This window comes from Lichenicola cladoniae, assembly GCF_013201075.1.
GTDB classification, from domain to species: Bacteria; Pseudomonadota; Alphaproteobacteria; order Acetobacterales; family Acetobacteraceae; genus Lichenicola; species Lichenicola cladoniae.
In genome coordinates, this window is sequence record NZ_CP053709.1 from 64057 (window position 1) to 81796 (window position 17740).

The 17740-nt window shown below is 61.3% G+C and carries 11 protein-coding genes and 3 pseudogenes; 6 read left to right on the plus strand and 8 right to left on the minus strand.

Annotation, left to right across the window (positions count from 1 at the left end; all coding sequences use genetic code 11):
• Positions 1–203 precede the first annotated feature (203 nt).
• Positions 204–1175 (minus strand): IS5 family transposase, encoded by a 972-nt coding sequence (locus tag HN018_RS22170; protein WP_171837409.1) that lies wholly within the window; start codon positions 1173–1175, stop codon positions 204–206.
• 988 nt (positions 1176–2163) lie between these two features.
• On the opposite strand from HN018_RS22170, the gene HN018_RS22175 reads away from it, so the two are divergent.
• Positions 2164–3138 carry an IS5 family transposase gene (locus HN018_RS22175; protein ID WP_171837403.1) on the plus strand — a complete coding sequence of 325 codons (975 nt, stop codon included), beginning with the start codon at positions 2164–2166 and terminating at the stop codon, positions 3136–3138.
• 78 nt (positions 3139–3216) lie between these two features.
• On the opposite strand, the gene HN018_RS22180 is transcribed toward HN018_RS22175, so the two are convergent.
• The 3 genes and pseudogenes from HN018_RS22180 to HN018_RS22190 form a co-directional block, all read right to left on the minus strand.
• Positions 3217–4005 carry a sterol desaturase family protein gene (locus HN018_RS22180; RefSeq protein ID WP_171837404.1) on the minus strand — a complete coding sequence of 263 codons (789 nt, stop codon included), beginning with the start codon at positions 4003–4005 and terminating at the stop codon, positions 3217–3219.
• Between the two features lie 162 nt (positions 4006–4167).
• Positions 4168–4323 carry a hypothetical protein gene (locus HN018_RS22185; RefSeq protein WP_171837405.1) on the minus strand — a complete coding sequence of 52 codons (156 nt, stop codon included), beginning with the start codon at positions 4321–4323 and terminating at the stop codon, positions 4168–4170.
• Positions 4324–4381: 58 nt separating this feature from the next.
• A pseudogene (locus HN018_RS22190) lies at positions 4382–4555 on the minus strand (IS5/IS1182 family transposase); the annotation flags it as partial.
• Between the two features lie 1049 nt (positions 4556–5604).
• Here HN018_RS22190 and HN018_RS22195 point away from each other — a divergent pair.
• The 5 genes and pseudogenes from HN018_RS22195 to HN018_RS22215 all read left to right on the plus strand — a co-directional run bounded on the left by HN018_RS22195 (position 5605) and on the right by HN018_RS22215 (position 11977).
• Positions 5605–6567 (plus strand): annotated as a pseudogene (locus HN018_RS22195) (IS5 family transposase).
• Between the two features lie 91 nt (positions 6568–6658).
• Positions 6659–6799 carry a hypothetical protein gene (locus HN018_RS22200; RefSeq protein WP_171837407.1) on the plus strand — a complete coding sequence of 47 codons (141 nt, stop codon included), beginning with the start codon at positions 6659–6661 and terminating at the stop codon, positions 6797–6799.
• Between the two features lie 147 nt (positions 6800–6946).
• A pseudogene (locus HN018_RS22205) lies at positions 6947–8478 on the plus strand (ISNCY family transposase).
• Between the two features lie 980 nt (positions 8479–9458).
• Positions 9459–10568 (plus strand): IS110 family RNA-guided transposase, encoded by a 1110-nt coding sequence (locus tag HN018_RS22210; RefSeq protein WP_172443485.1) that lies wholly within the window; start codon positions 9459–9461, stop codon positions 10566–10568.
• A gap of 383 nt (positions 10569–10951) precedes the next feature.
• On the plus strand, positions 10952–11977 hold the full coding sequence (locus HN018_RS22215; RefSeq protein ID WP_171837990.1) for an IS481 family transposase: 1026 nt from the start codon (positions 10952–10954) through the stop codon (positions 11975–11977).
• Positions 11978–12266: 289 nt separating this feature from the next.
• On the opposite strand, the gene HN018_RS22220 is transcribed toward HN018_RS22215, so the two are convergent.
• From HN018_RS22220 to zwf, 4 genes are all read right to left on the minus strand, one after another.
• Positions 12267–13376: an IS110 family RNA-guided transposase gene (locus HN018_RS22220; RefSeq protein WP_172443485.1), complete on the minus strand. Its 1110-nt coding sequence runs from the start codon at positions 13374–13376 to the stop codon at positions 12267–12269.
• 207 nt (positions 13377–13583) lie between these two features.
• Entirely contained in the window at positions 13584–15389 is a 1806-nt protein-coding gene (locus HN018_RS22225; protein ID WP_171837856.1) for a glycoside hydrolase family 15 protein, read from the minus strand.
• A gap of 38 nt (positions 15390–15427) precedes the next feature.
• Positions 15428–16168 (minus strand): NAD(P)/FAD-dependent oxidoreductase, encoded by a 741-nt coding sequence (locus tag HN018_RS22230; protein WP_171837855.1) that lies wholly within the window; start codon positions 16166–16168, stop codon positions 15428–15430.
• A gap of 8 nt (positions 16169–16176) precedes the next feature.
• Positions 16177–17691, minus strand: a complete 1515-nt coding sequence (gene zwf, locus HN018_RS22235) for a glucose-6-phosphate dehydrogenase (protein ID WP_171837854.1) — start codon at positions 17689–17691, stop codon at positions 16177–16179.
• Between the last annotated feature and the right edge of the window lie 49 nt (positions 17692–17740).

Sequence of the window (17740 nt, forward strand, 5' to 3'; positions counted from 1 at the left end):
CGTAGAAACCCTCATCGAAGCCGATCGCCAACTCACATTGCTTTGGCGGCGCGTCGGGCAGTAAGCCAATTTACAGGAAGTTTCCAAGGCACAAACCGCAGCTCGATCATAGCTTGGGTAAGAGCAGACGCGTAGCTCGTAGACATGGCGTTGTTGCATGGACTGGGTGGGAGGCACGAGCTTGTTCTACCCCGGTGATCGCGTCAGAGGGCGGGAACGGAGAGTGACCTGGCGATCCGGATCATCTGGTTGAGAGCGCAGATGGCGATGGCGACCTCACCTTTGTGACCAGCGGTCGATCGTGCCCTGAGCTTTGAACCGATGATGTGTTTGTAGCGACCGATCGTCGTCTCCACGATGCTGCGTCGGCCATACCCATTGGCCTTCTGCCAAGCCATGCGTCCCTTCTCGGCAATGTCATGGACATGACGATCGCGAACGGTTTGGACCTCAGCGTCAGCCTTGACGATCGAAGATGCTCTCGGCGGGATGACGATATGAGGTGGTGGGTAATGCTGGCGTGCGGCGGCAGCGTCATAGACGGACGTGCCATCATAGGCGCCGTCGGCGATCACGCTGGCAATTTGCCCCTCCACCGTTGCCAGCAGCACCGCAACTTCTGATATGTCGCCGGTATCCTTGTCGGTCAGGCTGTGTGCCACGATCTCGCCGGTCTCTGCATTGACGGCCAGATGCAGCTTGCGCCACTGCCTGGGCGTGCGGCCGTGCTTCTCGGCATCCCACTCGCCCTGCCCGAAGACCTGCAGGCCCGTGCTGTCCAGCACGACATGAACGGGTTCGTCACGCCGTCCTGCACGCGGTTGACGTCTGGCAAAGGCGCGCCCCCGACGGCTCAAGGTCGAATGATCAGGCACGCAAAGATCCAGTCCGAGCAGACGCAAGACCGAGCGCGCGAAACCCTCTGCCTGGCGTAGAGCCAGATGGAAGACCAGGCGCAGGGTCAGCACCAGTTCGATCGCCACCTCGGCATAGATCGGTTGACCGCCCCGTGTCGTCCGGCGCGCGGCGTGCCATCCGGTCAGGGCCGCCTCGTCCAGCCACAACCTCAGATCACCACGTTGCCGCAGACCAGCCTCATAGGCCGGCCAGTTCATGACCCGGCGACGAGCCTTCGGGATGTGGTGGCGGCGAGACGCATTGTGCTTGAAGGGCATCCCAGCCATTTACCAGCTCACGAAAGTCGCGTCAGCCGGATGGTCCGCGTTGTGCTTGAAAGGCATCCTAGACCTTTATCAGGCCAGGAGAACCGCGTCAGCCGACCGGTCCATGCACCAACGCCACGTGGCATGCGAGCTGCTGCCATACAGTTGAACTAGATGAAGACCGGCCTTGGGCTCACAAGCTGCCCAATCAACGCAGATACTGTTTCGCAAAAATCTTTTTTAATACGGCCTATTTGATCATCTGCAAGACCAATAACAACGTATGCACGTCACGCAACGAGTTTGCGTGCCAGGGGTGTTTCACCATTGGCATCATTCACGAGGTTCTACTATGCCTGACGACAAGACCGGCCTACTCGCGGATCTGCGAACATCTGTCCAGGCGGCGCTTGCGCGCGCACAGGCCGAACGAGAGCACCTCGCAGCGGTTATGGCGGAGATAAGGTCGGTCTCAGCGCAAACTCACCGCGAAGTGCAAAACGCTCGATTTAGCCGGGAGGCACTGCGCCAGGCTTGGATAGAGCAGCGCTACCCAGCAACCGATCTCCACCCGAACACGCAAAAGCCGAAGGTTTAATACGCCGCGTCTCGGTGCCTCCATCATCGTCAATCTGAGGTTGCGGCCATTTGGCAATTTCGTCAGGCGCTTGCCGTCCCTTATTCGGCTGTGATGTCTCTATCGTCTCGGCTGGGTGGGCTTCCTGCTACAATACTCGGCGGTCGCGAGCTCCTCGGCGCCGTTCCCCACGGAGCCGCCGCAGGCGGCCTGAGCTTAGTGGCTGGAGGCGCCGTCATGCGGATTCCGGGGTCATGTCGCCCGGCATTTCGGGATGTGCTCGCCTACCGTTCCGATTTGAAGTCGCCCGGCTTGGCGGTTTTCGTCTGCGAGGTCCTGGAGCTCTGCTGGCCTGTTTAGGGGACGTTGGTGCATGGAGGCGGGGAGGTAGCTTGACCTGATTAGCCCGCCTATGTCGCAGGCATGCCATTCAAGCACAATGTCGCCCGCCGCCACCATATCCCAAAGCAGCGCCGGCGGGTGACGAACTGGCCGGCCTACGAGGCGGGCCTGCGACAGCGTGGCGACCTGACCATCTGGCTGGACGAGGCTGCACTGTCCGGCTGGAACGCGCCTCGCCGGACGACGCGCGGCGGCCAGCCGCTTTACTCCGATGCAGCGATCGAGCTGGTGCTGACGCTGCGGCTAGTCTTTCATCTGGCGCTGCGTCAGGCCGAAGGCTTCGCACGCTCTGTCCTGCGCCTGCTCGGCCTGGATCTGTCTGTGCCAGATCACACCACGCTCAGCCGCCGCGGCCGGGCGTTCGCCGATCGCCAACCGCGTGCCATGCGGCGCGACGAACCAGTTCATGTCGTATTGGACAGCACTGGGCTGCAGAGGTTCGGCCAGGGCGAGTGGGACGGCGAGAAGCACGGCCGCACTCCGCGACGATGGCGCAAGCTGCATCTGGCCGTCGATGCGCAGACCGGCGAGATCGTTGCACACGTCCTGACCGATCCCGACGTGGGCGATATCCCCGCCGTTCCTGTCCTGCTCGCGACGGTAGAGGGACCGATCGCCGGGGTCATTGCAGACGGTGCCTATGACGGCGCATCCGTCTACCAGGCGGCATCCATGCGCCAGCGTGATCCGCCACCTGACATCATCATCCTGCCCCGCGCGTCTTCAGTGATCAACGACAACGAGGCTGATGCCTTGACGGTCCGGGAACGTCATGTCCAATACATTGCCGAGAAGGGCCGCATGGCTTGGCAGAAGGCCACCGGGTATGGCCGCCGCAGCCTCGTGGAAACCGCGATCGGTCGCTACAAGCATAGCATCGGTCCGAAGCTGCGAGCCAGATCAGCGGATGGCCAGCGGGGCGAAGTCGCCATCGCCGTCAGCGCGCTCAATCGCATGATCCGAAACGCCAAGCCGATCTCGGTCCGTCAGAACTGACCCTCCGCACCAGGTAGGGATATCCCGCCGACCTTCCGGTCCGTGCACCAGCGCCTCGAGGGGGTCATTCTAGGTCCTTCAAAGGTCCGTGCACTGACGCCGTTTGGCGTTTGAACTTGATAGCCGGCGTAGGGCCAGGTTTGCTCTTACTTCGGCATCATGAGTTGGGTGTAATGTCCCCATCAGCCGGTCCCAGAACGTAAAGTGCGGTGCATAGTTGTAGTTGAAGAACCGATGATGCTGGTCATGATGCGTGACGCTGTTGAACGGCGATGGTGGGGACACGAGCCCGCCGCCATGCTCCACGCCCGAGTGGCCAATAATTCCGCTGACATGATCGTAGACCTTGTGAGCAAAAAGTACGATCGGGGCAATCGGCAGGATGATGTGCGCCGCCATCCAATAAGATTGCAGGAAAAGGTTATCGAGGAGGGTGTCGCTATTATTCGACCAGGCTACGGTAGGCAGACTCAAATGATGCCATCTATGGATTGGGCGATAGAACAGCTTGGTATGCAACAACCTGTGCATCCAGTAAAACCACGTATCGTAGGCAATCATTGAAACCATAAAAGATAATGGTATCGACCAGATGTTATCAGGCCACGCCACAAAGCCAATATGCAATTTGGTATACAGAGTGTGGCCGATAGCGAACATCAACGAGATGCTGGCGAGCGACCTGACACTCTGACTAATATCGCGCCGCACTTTGACGGAGGAAAGTGACCTACCCCGAAAGATTTTGTCTACACGCGATGGATCGTTGGAATAGAACCACCACCCCACCACAAAGTAGATCGTCAGCAACAGCCCATAAACGACTAAAGTCGTGCCAAGAAGGTAAAGACCTACATTCAAAAGCATTATACTTCCTCTACCATACTGTTGCCGGTGTCACGCAGAGGCGAGATTTAATCGTCGCAGGAACCTACAACGCACGCCAGTATACCTAATCGGGCTCAGGAGGGCACTATACCGGCACATATAACGCTTACTCAAATGCGATCTTAGCTCGACTTTGGCCATTTAGGCGGCATAGCGAGCTGTGGCCATCAAAGCGATGATTGTCGCTGCTGGACGCAGCTTTCCTGCTGAGCGCAACTGGCCTTTGCGGATCATGTGCATGATCTCGATGCCGGCGATCGTGCTCGCCGCCGACCAGAAACTCTTGAAGCCGAGCATCGGGGCGTTGGTGCACGGACCTTTGAAGGACCGAGAATGACCCCCTCGATGCGAAGTGTCAGGCGCGGCGGACGGAAACGGGCTTGGCGGTCCTGATCATGCGGTTAAGTACGGCAACCGCGAGAGCGGCCTCGCCCTGCTGACCTGGCAGGGTGCTGGCGCGGAGCTTCGGGCCGATCAGGTGCTTGTAGCGGCCGATCGCCGTTTCAACGAGGCTGCGCCGGCCGTAACCAATCAACTAATCCCGCAATGGTCCTGCACATCGATCCGGACGACGCCGATCCGGCGCTTGTCGCTGGCGTCTAATTCGCTCGCGCACTGGTCGGTGCCAAGACTGCGGCCTTCTTGGTGGCGGTCGATGAGCAGGCGGTGTTGGTTCGGTCCATGATCATCGATGCCGGGTATCTGGTTGCGAAAGCCCGTCTGGCGGGTAAGGCGTTCGAAGTCGGGGACAAGACGAATGGCGCCGGATCGCCAGCCCGGAGTGACCGGTGACGTGGGGGACGGCGTAACAAAAGCCCGTAGCTACGTCCGCACCATGTACGGCAACGCCTCTCGAAAGCGTGACACACGGACCCGTGAGCTATATAGGTCAGCTGGGACCCGTCGTTCGGCAACCCAAAGGCAAGTATGAGAGCGGATCGTCCATGCCAACATATCGCGTCTATCCACTCGACGTGGCTGGGCACATTAAGGGGGCGGGATCCGACGTTGAGTGCAGCGACGACGATGACGCATTCAACTTTGCTAGCGCGCTTGTGGCAACCGGCAATTACGTCGAGGTCTGGCGAGGCACCAAGAAGGTGTGTTGCAAGCCGGTGTGACGCGGTTGGCTAACACGTGTAAGCGCTGAATGCGGTTGCTACCGGCGAACAAGCAAAGCGACATCACGGTCAGCGGACACCACCTACCTTACAGATGACATAGCAAATAAACCGATACGTCCGGGAGCGGAATGCTCAACTTGAGCATTTTACATCCTAAGCCTACAGGTGGGTTGAGCTATGCGCTTTCCAACAGTCCCTCGGCACGCCGGAGGTAAATCTCGTGGCAAGTTAGATGTCGCAAGATGGTCACACCTGTAGCGCTCAATACACACTCGGCCGAGCCTCCTGCGCTTGTGAGACCCATTGCAAGTGCCCTGTAGAAGCGCGTCCGAGATCGATCGCGGTGGGGTCCCGGATGGTGGGTAGGCTAGAAGCAGAGATTGCAGTGTTGCAGGGCGTTGGTGCATGGATGCGGGAGGTAGCATCGCCGGAGTAGGCCGGCTACGCCGCGATCATGCCGTCCAAGCACAATGCCACCCGCCGCCATCGCATCCCCGAGCAGCGCAGGCAGGTAACGAACTGGCCGGCCTACGAGGCAGGCCTGCGGCAGCGTGGCGACCTGACTATACGGCTTGACGAGGCTGCGCTATCGGGCTGGAACGCGCCGCGCAGGACGACACGAGGTGGCCAGCTGCTCTACACGGACCTAGCCATCGAGTTGGTGCTGACGCTGCGGCTGGTCTTCCATCTGGCGCTGCGCCAAGCCGAAGGCTTCACCCGTTCGGTACTGCGCCTGCTGGGCCTGCACCTTTCTGTGCCGAACCATACCAACACTCAGCCGCCGTGGTCGGGCGTTCGCAGGTCGCCGACCGCGTTCCGCACAGTACGGCGGGCCAGTCCATGTCGTGCTGGACAGCACCGGACTGCAGACGTTTGGCCAGGGCGAGTGGGATGGCGAGAAGCACGGCCGAACACCGCGGCGATGGCGAAAGCTGCATCTGGCCTCGCCGCTGAAACCGGCGAGATCGTGGCGCACGTCCTGATTGATCCCGATTTGGGTGACATCACCGCCGTCCCTGTCCTGCTCGCGACGGTGGAGGGATAGATCGCCGACGGCGCCTATGACGGCGCGTCCGTCTACCGGGCGGCATCTCCGCGCCAGCGCGATCCGCCACCTGACATCGTCATCCCGCCGCGTGCGTCCTCGGTGATCAACGACAGCGAGGCCCATGCCGCGACAGCCCGGGATCGTCATGTCCGAAACATTGCTGAGAGGAGCCGCATGGCCTGGCAGAAGGCAACCGGCTACGGGCGCCGCAGCATCGTCGATACCGCGATCGGCCGCTGCAAGCACGGCATCGGTGCGAAACTGCGAGCCAGATCAGCCGATGGCCAGCGGGGCGAAGTCGCCATAGCCGTCAGCGCGCTCAATCGCATGATCCGAACAGCCAAGCCCGTATCGGTTCGGGCATCCTAAAGTTATCCGCAGGTAGGGTGGTCCAAACCCTGTAGACGATCCATGCACCAACGCCGAGCGGATACCCAGGGTCGAGATCGCCGGGCAAAGCATGCTGTTCGAGCCAGCGGTCGACAATCAGGTCAGCACCGTCCGGAAACCGCGTCAGGACAGCTTCGCTTTCGTCCGGCCGGAACCGACCGTGGCAGTGACCTACCGGGCGACGGGGCCGGTGCACCGCTGGCTGCACTGAGTGGCGGCTGAACGCCGGATCACCATCCAGGAGTGTAGCACGGCAATCTGGATGAGAATCGCATTGCCTCGTCTGAAACGCTCCTTTGCTGTTACCCGTTGCCTCATCTGATCTGCTCCCCACCGAGGTTCATCGGTGGGGGCAAACATGGGGCGGATCAGCATGGCGACGCGTGACGAGTTGGTGGCGGCGGTGGCCGGGCGCTATGCGGTGGGCAACCGATTGGAGCGAGGCAGGATCCTCGACGAGTTCGCCGCGGTGACAGGCCATCACCGCAAGCATGCGATGCGCCTGCTGCGCGCCGGCATGGCACGTGACACTTCTGGCCCCAGGCCGGCGCGACGGCTTTACGGAGAGGCGATCCGCCAGGCGCTGGTCGTGATCTGGGAGGCGTCGGACCGGATCTGCGGCAAACGCCTGCATCCGCTGGTGCCGACCCTGATTGAGGCGATGGAACGCAACGGCCATCTGGATCTGGCTCCCGAAGTCCGCATTGGGTTGTTATCGGTGAGTGCGGCCACGATTGACCGGGCCTTGCGGGAAGCGCGCGGACCGACCGGACCGCGGCGGCGGCGCACGCCACCCTCGGCGGCGATCCGGCGCAGCGTGGCCGTGCGGACGTTCGATGACTGGGACAATCCAGCGCCGGGCTTCATGGAGGCTGACCTGGTTGCCCATAGCGGGCCCACGGCGAAAGGCAGTTTCGTGCAGACGTTGACCCTGACTGATATCGCGACGGCTGGACCGAGTGCGCGCCGGTTCTGGTGCGTGAGCAGACGCTCCTGACGGAAGTGCTGAGCGAGATCCGCAAAGTGCTACCGTTTCCCTTGCTTGGGTTCGACACCGATAACGACAGTGTTTTTATGAACGAGACGCTTCTGAATTACTGCGCAGGATCGGGTATCGAATTTACGCGTTGCCGCCCCTACCGGAAGAACGACCAAGCCTGGCTGGAGCAGAAGAACGGCGCCGTCGTCCGTCACATGGTGGGCTACCGCCGGTATGAGGGCCTCGAGGCTGCGGCCATGCTGGCCCGCCTGTATCGATCCCTGCGGCTGTTCGTGAATTTCTTCCAGCCTTCGTTCAAGCTGGCGGAGAAGTCTCGCGATGGCGCCAAGGTCAGAAAGCGTTACCACGCACCGGCGACGCCATATCAGCGATTGATTGCGGATCCGCGGACCAGCGAAGCGGTGAAGAACCAGGTGGCAACGACGTATGCGGGGCTTGATCCGGTCTGGCTGTTGAGCGAGATCCGCGACGTGCAGCAGCGACTGGTTGAGATCGCCGACCGGCCCGCGGTTGGTAAAATGATGCCGCCGACGGTCCCGACGCTGGCTGAATTCCTGTCAGGCCTGCGCACGGCATGGCAGGATGGCGAGGTGCGTCCGACAAGCCTGCCAAAGGGAAAGGCAAAACGCGGCCGCCGCCGTCCCGACCCGTTCGTAACGGTGACGGTGCAGGTTCGGAACTGATTCGAAGCTGAGCCATGGCGGACATCGCGTGAGCTGCTTGAGCGGCTACAGAAGGAGCAGCCTGGAATTTATCCGCCTGGACAGATCAGAACCCTGCAGCGACGCGTGAAGGGGTGGCGAAGCGAGGTCGCTCATAAGCTGGTGTTTGGGCCGGCGGTGACACCTACGAACGCCACCGTTGATGCGGTAACGGGAGCATCAACATGAGGCATGGGGAACATTCTGGTGAGGCAAGCGCCCGCGGTTCGGGAGCATCAGCGAATGAGGCAATACGTCTCGCACCTTGATTGCCGCGCAACACAGGAGATCATCAACGACGCGCCTATGGCGCCTCGCGGTGGCGAATGACTTGACAGACGACGGTTAGCCGCGACCGGGTTTCGGCCTAAACGACCTCAGCAGCAGGAAATATTGGCATGAGATACCGCAGGCTCGATGACAGCGACATCACGATCTCAAAGATCGCGTTCGGGTTGTGGCTGACCACGGCCGGCGGGGTTCAGAGGGACACGGCGATGCGACCTGAAGCGCGACCAGCTCGGACCGGCGGAACGCCCCGGCCATGCCGAGTGTCAGCAGGGCGCGATCGCGCTTACCCTTCAACGTATCCTGCACATGATCGAGCATCGCCTTGATTCTATTGGCGTTCGCCGGCGCCTTTTGGTTCGGTGCGATGCGGTGCCATGCGTGTTGCGGATGCCGGGCAGCACTGCGCGAACCTGCTTAACATCGGTGGGCGAGGGGAGGGCGGCGAGGCGATGGGCATACCGGATCGCGGACATCTTGCGGGTGAGGGCGGACGCCTTCACGCCGTCCCTCGCTTCCGACACGAGGAGGGCCGCAACCGTGTTGGCGCTTGCCGGCAGCGCTTCGACCTGTGGTGCTCGTCGCACGAATGGGTAAAGCAGCGGAAATCGGATCGATACCCCCGCCGTGTGGCCTCCGATTTCTCCGCCAGACCGTATTCGCGCACCGCGTCGGCTTCAGCGACTGAAAGCACTACCTCCGAAACCCGCGCGGCGACTGATTTTCCAACCATCGCCTGTCGTTTTCTGGGTATCGACAGGTGAGTTTATCACTAGACCACATGTTCGCCTGAGACAGGGCGACCCGTTTCACAATATGCAGGTTGTCGAGGGTTGTGCTGGATCGTTCAGCGCAGAGCCTCATGCATAGGGAGACGGGTCTTGGAAAAGCTTATCACCTACGTCGGGCTTGATGTTCACAAAGAGACAATCGCCGTGGCGCTTGCAGACGAGGGCAAGCGGGGAGATGTGCGTGAGCATGGCACGATCGCCAACACCGCTGCTGCTCTGACAAAATTGGTGAACAAGCTTGCAAAAGATGGTCGTGAGCTGAAGTTCTGCTACGAGGCCGGGCCATGCGGTTACGGTATCCAGCGTCAGCTGAGTGTGGCCGGGCACGAATGTATTGTCGTTGCACCCTCGCTGATCCCGATCAAGGCAGGCGACCGGATCAAGACGGACCGGCGGGACGCGATCAACCTCGCCAAGTTGCACCGGGCTGGCGAGTTGACGCCGGTCTGGATCCCCGATCAGGCGCACGAAGCTGTCCGCGATCTCGTGCGTGCCCGTTTGGCGGCTGTGCGCAGCTTACGCCAGGCTCGTCAGCAGTTGTCCGGGTTTCTGCTACGGCACAGCCTGCATTATAGCCGCCCGGCCTGGACGCTGATGCACAGACGCTGGCTGGCGGAGCTGCGTTTCAAACAACCCGTGCATTATCTGGTCCTGGAAGATTGTCTTGCCGTCATCGAAGCAGCGACGGCACGGCGAGATCGTCTCGAGGCTCACATTCGGGCGGCATTGGCGGACTGGTCGCTCGGCCCGGTCGTGCGCGCCTTGCAGGCTCTGCGTGGCGTCGCCCTGGTGGCAGCGGCAACCTTGGTGGCCGAGCTTGGCGACATGACGCGCTTTACCAACCCGCGCCAGCTCATGGCCTACCTGGGTCTGGTGCCATCGGAACATTCGAGCGGCGGCAAACGGCGCCAGGGAGGGATAACCAAAGCGGGCAACGGTGCAGCACGACGGATGCTGATCGAGGCTGCATGGACCTACCGGTTCCCGGCCCGGATCAGCCGGGATCTGCTGTTGCGGCAGGAAGGCGTGTCCGGGCCCATCCGCGAAACGGCGTGGAAGGCCCAGACCCGACTATGCGGGCGCTATCGCAAACTCTCTCATACCGGCAAGTCGGCAAAGATCGTGACCACGGCAATCGCACGTGAATTGAGTGGTTTTGTTTGGGCGATTGCCAAGCATGTCGAGGCTGCCGCCGCCTGATCTGTTTTATCTGATTGAACACGACGGTAAGGAGAACAGCAGCACCTCGATGCATCCAAAGCTGGGCAGGGCTGGAGGCACGGTCACGGCCAGGAGAACCCTCGGAAACATCTACAGCCGGATTTTTGTCCGACGCTGGTTTTCTAGACAGAGGACGCTCCGCGACGTATCCCCGGTCCGGCGGTAACCAACCCGCGTATCAGAGCATGATCAACCGTCGTTTCATGATCGTGCCTCCTGCCTTACCCAGCTGCGGCTATGCTGAACAGCCTGTCATACGGGCGCAGATTCACCATGCCTGCAGCTTGAAGTGGCGAACATTAGAGATGTTTCGTCCCAAGTTTTGATGGTGCATTCTTATCCGGTGGATGGAAGGAAGCATTATGGGCCAGGTTCTGCATGGCTGTGCCACAACGACTGCGGCGATCCGTCGAGCGATACAGCATAGTCAAGAGAGCCTGAGGGCTCTTGCCCGGCGCTACGGCATCAACCAAAAAACCGTCGCAAAGTGGAAGCAGCGGACCTCAGTCACGGACCAGCCAACCGGTCCAAGAGACCTGAAATCGACCGTGTTGTCGGTTGAGGACGAGGCCATCATCGTGGCATTTCGTCGCCATACGCTGCTGCCGCTCGACGACTGTCTTTACGCCCTGCAGGCCACCATCCCGTATTTGACCCGCTCGTCACTACATCGCTGTCTGCAACGCCATGGCATCTCTCGCTTGCCTGACGTCACCGGTGACAAGCCCGACAAGCAGAGATTCAAGGAATATCCGCTCGGCTACTTCCACATCGACATCGCCGAGGTTCGCACCGAGCAAGGCAAGCTCTACCTTCTCGTCGCCATCGACCGGACTTCGAAGTTTGCTTTCACCGAGCTGCATGAGAAAGCCACCGGGCAGGTCGCCGGCGACTTCCTTCGCGCCCTCATCAAAGCCGTGCCCTACAAAATCCACACCGTCCTGACAGATAACGGCACCCACTTCACAACACCCGGAAACGTCTGCTCGGCCGCGGCCGAGATCCGGGCCGCCATGGACAGCGGTCAACTCTTCCGGGCGCACTCGTTCGAGTATGCGTGCGCTCAGAACAACATCGATCACCGACTGACCAAGCCGCGCCACCCGTGGACCAACGGGCAGGTCGAACGCATGAACCGGACCCTCAAGGAAGCCACCGTCAAGCGATACCACTATGAGAGCCACGACCAGCTCAAAAGCCACTTGGCGGACTTCGTCACCGCTTATAATTTTGCCCGCCGCCTGAAGACCCTCAAGGGCCTCACACCTTATGAATTCATCTGCAAAACCTGGACAAACGAGCCACAGCGATTCATCGTAGACCCGATCCACCAAATGCCGGGACTAAACATCTCTAATGTTCGCCACTTCAAGCTGCAGGCATGGTGAATCTGCGCCCGTATGACAGGCTGTTCAGCATAGCCGCAGCTGGGTAAGGCAGGAGGCACGATCATGAAACGACGGTTGATCATGCTCTGATACGCGGGTTGGTTACCGCCGGACCGGGGATACGTCGCGGAGCGTCCTCTGTCTAGAAAACCAGCGTCGGACAAAAATCCGGCTGTAGATGTTTCCGAGGGTTCTCCTGGCCGTGACCGTGCCTCCAGCCCTGCCCAGCTTTGGATGCATCGAGGTGCTGCTGTTCTCCTTACCGTCGTGTTCAATCAGATAAAACAGATCAGGCGGCGGCAGCCTCGACATGCTTGGCAATCGCCCAAACAAAACCACTCAATTCACGTGCGATTGCCGTGGTCACGATCTTTGCCGACTTGCCGGTATGAGAGAGTTTGCGATAGCGCCCGCATAGTCGGGTCTGGGCCTTCCACGCCGTTTCGCGGATGGGCCCGGACACGCCTTCCTGCCGCAACAGCAGATCCCGGCTGATCCGGGCCGGGAACCGGTAGGTCCATGCAGCCTCGATCAGCATCCGTCGTGCTGCACCGTTGCCCGCTTTGGTTATCCCTCCCTGGCGCCGTTTGCCGCCGCTCGAATGTTCCGATGGCACCAGACCCAGGTAGGCCATGAGCTGGCGCGGGTTGGTAAAGCGCGTCATGTCGCCAAGCTCGGCCACCAAGGTTGCCGCTGCCACCAGGGCGACGCCACGCAGAGCCTGCAAGGCGCGCACGACCGGGCCGAGCGACCAGTCCGCCAATGCCGCCCGAATGTGAGCCTCGAGACGATCTCGCCGTGCCGTCGCTGCTTCGATGACGGCAAGACAATCTTCCAGGACCAGATAATGCACGGGTTGTTTGAAACGCAGCTCCGCCAGCCAGCGTCTGTGCATCAGCGTCCAGGCCGGGCGGCTATAATGCAGGCTGTGCCGTAGCAGAAACCCGGACAACTGCTGACGAGCCTGGCGTAAGCTGCGCACAGCCGCCAAACGGGCACGCACGAGATCGCGGACAGCTTCGTGCGCCTGATCGGGGATCCAGACCGGCGTCAACTCGCCAGCCCGGTGCAACTTGGCGAGGTTGATCGCGTCCCGCCGGTCCGTCTTGATCCGGTCGCCTGCCTTGATCGGGATCAGCGAGGGTGCAACGACAATACATTCGTGCCCGGCCACACTCAGCTGACGCTGGATACCGTAACCGCATGGCCCGGCCTCGTAGCAGAACTTCAGCTCACGACCATCTTTTGCAAGCTTGTTCACCAATTTTGTCAGAGCAGCAGCGGTGTTGGCGATCGTGCCATGCTCACGCACATCTCCCCGCTTGCCCTCGTCTGCAAGCGCCACGGCGATTGTCTCTTTGTGAACATCAAGCCCGACGTAGGTGATAAGCTTTTCCAAGACCCGTCTCCCTATGCATGAGGCTCTGCGCTGAACGATCCAGCACAACCCTCGACAACCTGCATATTGTGAAACGGGTCGCCCTGTCTCAGGCGAACATGTGGTCTAGCCCAAAGCAGTTTGACCCTCATCAGTGCTTTTGCCGCCGCCTGCAGCAATCCGGTCTCGTTTTGCGTCGCGGCGCTTCGCGTAATCTTCCTGATCGGCCTATGGGGCCGCTGCAGTCCTGTCCAAGGTGAGCGCCGCGATCATCAGCGCGAGGTGGGAAAAGGCCTGCGGGAAGTTGCCGACTTGCCGGCCGGCTTTTGCGTCATATTCCTCCGAAATCAATCCGACGTCGTTGACCAATCCGATCAGCTTGTTGAAAAGGGCTTCGGCTTTGTCCTGACGCCCTTGCAAGGCATAGGCGTTGACCAGCCAAAACGAGCAGGGCAGGAAGGCGCCCTCGCCTGGCGGCAGACCGTCCCCTGCATCCTCGCCATCTGTGCGGTAGCGCAGGACGAAGCCGTCGACCAACAGCTCGCGCTCAACCGCTGCGATGGTGCCCTGCACACGCGGATCATCGGCGGGCAGGAAGCCAACTCTTGGGATCAGCAGCAAGCTGGCGTCCAGTTCGGGCCGGCCATAGCTCTGGGTAAAGGTGTTGCGGGCGGTATCGAACCCTTTGCTGCAGATATCGCTGTGCATGCGGGCGCGGATGTCCTTCCATCGCTCGACCGGGGCGGGCAAGTCGAAGGCTTCGGCGTCTTGAATTGAACAGTCCAGCGCAACCCAAGCCATCACCTTGGAGTGTGTAAAGTGGCGGCGGCCGCCTCTTACCTCCCAGATGCCGTCATCCGGCTGCTCCCAGATGCGTTCGAGATGCTCGACGAACAGAACCTGGTTTGTCCACCCGACATGCGGTTCGGCAAGCTTTCCGGCACGTGCGATGTGCAGCGCGCCAATGACTTCGCCGTGGATGTCGAGCTGCAGCTGCTCTGAGGCGGCGTTGCCAATGTTGACCGGAGCAGAGCCCTCGTAGCCGGGCAGCCAGGAGGGCGACCACTCGACCAGGCGTCGCTCGCCACCGACACCATACATGATCTGCAGCTCTTCGGGGGTTCCAGCGACAGCACGATGCAGCCACTGGTACCAGGCTCTCGCCTCCTCTCGATAGCCGCCCTCCATCAGCGCGATCAGCGTCAAGGACGCGTCGCGCAGCCAGCAGAACCGGTAGTCCCAGTTGCGTACGCCCCCAAGTTGTTCGGGGAGCGACGTCGTGGGGGCTGCGACGATACCGCCGGTGGGGGCATAGGTCAGCGCTTTGAGCGTGAGCAGGGAGCGCAGCACGAGCTGGCGCCACCGACCCTTGTACCTGCACTGCGCCGACCAGTCGCGCCAGAAGGAATCCGTCCGCTGCAGCGCCTCGTCGGCTTCGAAAGCGGCTGGCAGCGGAAGATGCGACTGGCCCCAGCCCAACGTGAAGTCCACGTGCTCACCTGCGCTGATGTCGAAGGTGGCGAAGGTGCTGCGGTCGCGTCCTTCCAGCTCCACTGGCGTGCGCAGCACGACGAGATTGGGACCAAGGACGGCGCTGATGCCGCCGCCATCCTCGAGCTGCGTCACCCAGGGTGTCGAGGAGCCATAGTCGAAGCGCAGGCTGATCTGCATATGCATGGCCACGCGTCCGGAGCGTCCTTCAACCCTACGTACAATCGACGAGTTTTCACGTCCGATCGGCATGAAGTCGATCAGCGCAATGCTGCCCTGCTTGGTCTCGAAGATTGTCTCGAGCACCATCGTGTCGCCGCGATAGCTGCGGCTGATCCGGGCCTCAGCATCGTCCGGCGCCAGCAACCAGCGCCCGTTCTTGGAGGTTCCGAGCAGGGCGGCAAAGCAGGCTTCACTGTCGAAACGCGGCCAGCACAGCCAGTCGATCGAGCCATTACGTCCGACCAACGCCGCACTCAGGCAGTCGCCGATCAAGGCATAATCCTCGATCCGCAGTGGGGCATCACTGTCAGGCGTGTCCATCTTGCTCTCCATTGCTGTGTTTGCGTCATTGGGGCGGCCTACTGGGCCTGCAGCAGACCGTTCAACTCGCTGTCGTTGGGACAAGCGCCGCGCGCGTGGAACAACCACGCAGAGACCCACTGGATGTAGGCCAGGATGCGGTCGCACAGGCCTATCACTCGGAACAGGTGTACGACGATGCGCGCCTCCTCGGGCCTGATGCCCCGGTACTCCTGAGGCCGGCTGTAGCGAGTGAGCTCGCTGATCGCTCCGGCTAGCTCGACGCCGTTCAGACCACCCCCAACACCGATAAAAGCCAGAAGTCGCTTAACCTCCCAGGCGTCTCGGCGGCTTTCCGCACACTTGAAGGCACCGAGCAACCGCTGGCGCATCGTAGCGGGATCCTGCAGGGTCTTGAGGCCAACCGCGTGCGCCGCCCACTGATCATTACCGCACCAGCTCAACACGGCGCCGCAGGCGATGATCAGCTGGTGGTAGGCGAGCACACCGATTGCGCCGACCGACACAAAACGGGCCTTGGTATCGATGCCGTCCACCTCCCCGAGCAGGAGCTTGGCATTCGGATAGGACGCCAAGATGGACCGGATGGGTACTGCGATATCCACACCCGACAATTCCGCCGCCGCCACCTGATAAAGCAGGAGCTGAAACAGATGGTCGTTGCTGCGGTTGATCAGCACCACATCGATGGGCAGCTTGGCGAGGGCTTGCACAGCGCAAGAGCCGCCGAACCCGGCCCCGATGACGACCATGCGCGGACGGGCTGGCTTGCTGTGCATTCCTGACTTCATTCGTCTCCGAGGGGCAGCCAGTGGCGACCATCACTTCCCAACAGCGCGTCCGCTTGGGCCGGGCCCTGACTGCCTGCGGCGTAGGTCTCGACCTGACCTTCGCCAGCGCGCCAGGAGTCCAGCACCGGCTGCACCGCCGTCCAGCTCGCGTCGATAGCATCGGCACGCTGGAACAGCGTCGTGTCGCCGACCATGCAGTCGTAGAGCAGCGTCTCGTAGCCAACGCTGGGCTTTTCATCGAAGAAGTCCTTGAAGTGCGCGGACGTCTGCACCCGGCCGAGCTTCATCTGCGGCCCCGGAACCTTGGCATCAAACTGGGTCTCGATGCCCTGTTCGGGATCGATCAAAATGCGCACGACGTTCGGCGTCAACTTCTCGACCCGCGTGTCGCGAAACAACCGATAGGGCGCCGGCTTATGGTGGATGGAGATCACCGTTTGCCGGCCGGCCAGGCGCTTGCCGGTGCGCAGGTAGAACGGGACGCCGGCCCAGCGCCAGTTCTCGATGGAGAGTTTCAGCGCGATGTACGTCTCCGTCTTACTGTCTAGCGCGACGCTGGGCTCGCCGCGGTAGCCAGGAACGTCCTCACCGGACTGGCTGCCCGCTCCATACTGGCCACGCACTACCTCGTCGGGTTGTAGCGGCCGGATCGCCTCCATCAGCTTTGCCTTCTCGTTGCGCACGGCCTCGGCGTCGAACGAGTTCGGCGGTTCCATCGCCACCATGCAGAGCAGCGTGAACAGGTGATTGGGGATCATGTCACGCAGCGCCCCGGTGGGCTCGTAGAAGGCGCCGCGCTTCTCGACGCCGACCGTCTCGGCCGCGGTGATCTGCACGTGGTCAATATACTCGCGACGCCAACTTGGCTCGAACAGCCCGTTGGCGAAGCGCACGGCCATAATGCTCTGCACCGTCTCTTTGCCCAGAAAGTGGTCGATCCGGTAGATCTGGCTCTCGTCGGCCTGCCCGAGGATCTGAGTGTTCAGCGCTTGTGCGGTTGGCAGGTCGGAGCCGAACGGCTTCTCGATGATCACGCGCCGGAACATACCGTCAGACTGCTTGAGCAGTCCCGCCTTACCGAGACCATCGACTATAGTGCCGAAGAAGCGTGCCGACACTGCCAAGTAAAAGATCGTGCTGTCGTCGCCGATGGCCTGGCCGATCTTCCTGAAAACCTCGTCTTCGCTGAAGTCGCCCTGGAGATAATGCATGCGGTCCGTGACCCAACCCCAGCGCGCTTCGTCTATCTCGGGCGTGTAGAATTCCGCGGCGTTGTCCTTAGTGAAGGATTGCATGGTTTCGGTGAGCGACTGCTTCCAGGCATCGTCGCTGCTGTCACCGCGGTCGACGCCGTACAGGTTGAAGTCGTCCGGCAACAGGTCGCTGCAGGAGAGGTTGTAGAGTGCCGGCATCAGCAGGCGCTTGGTCAAGTCGCCGCCTGCGCCAAAGATCACCAGCTTGCAGGCGGGTGCCTTGGAGACGCCGGCGGCACCGTTTTGATGATCAGTCATGACTTAAGCCCTTGATTTGGGATGTCGTCTTTCGACGCCGCGCTGTGAG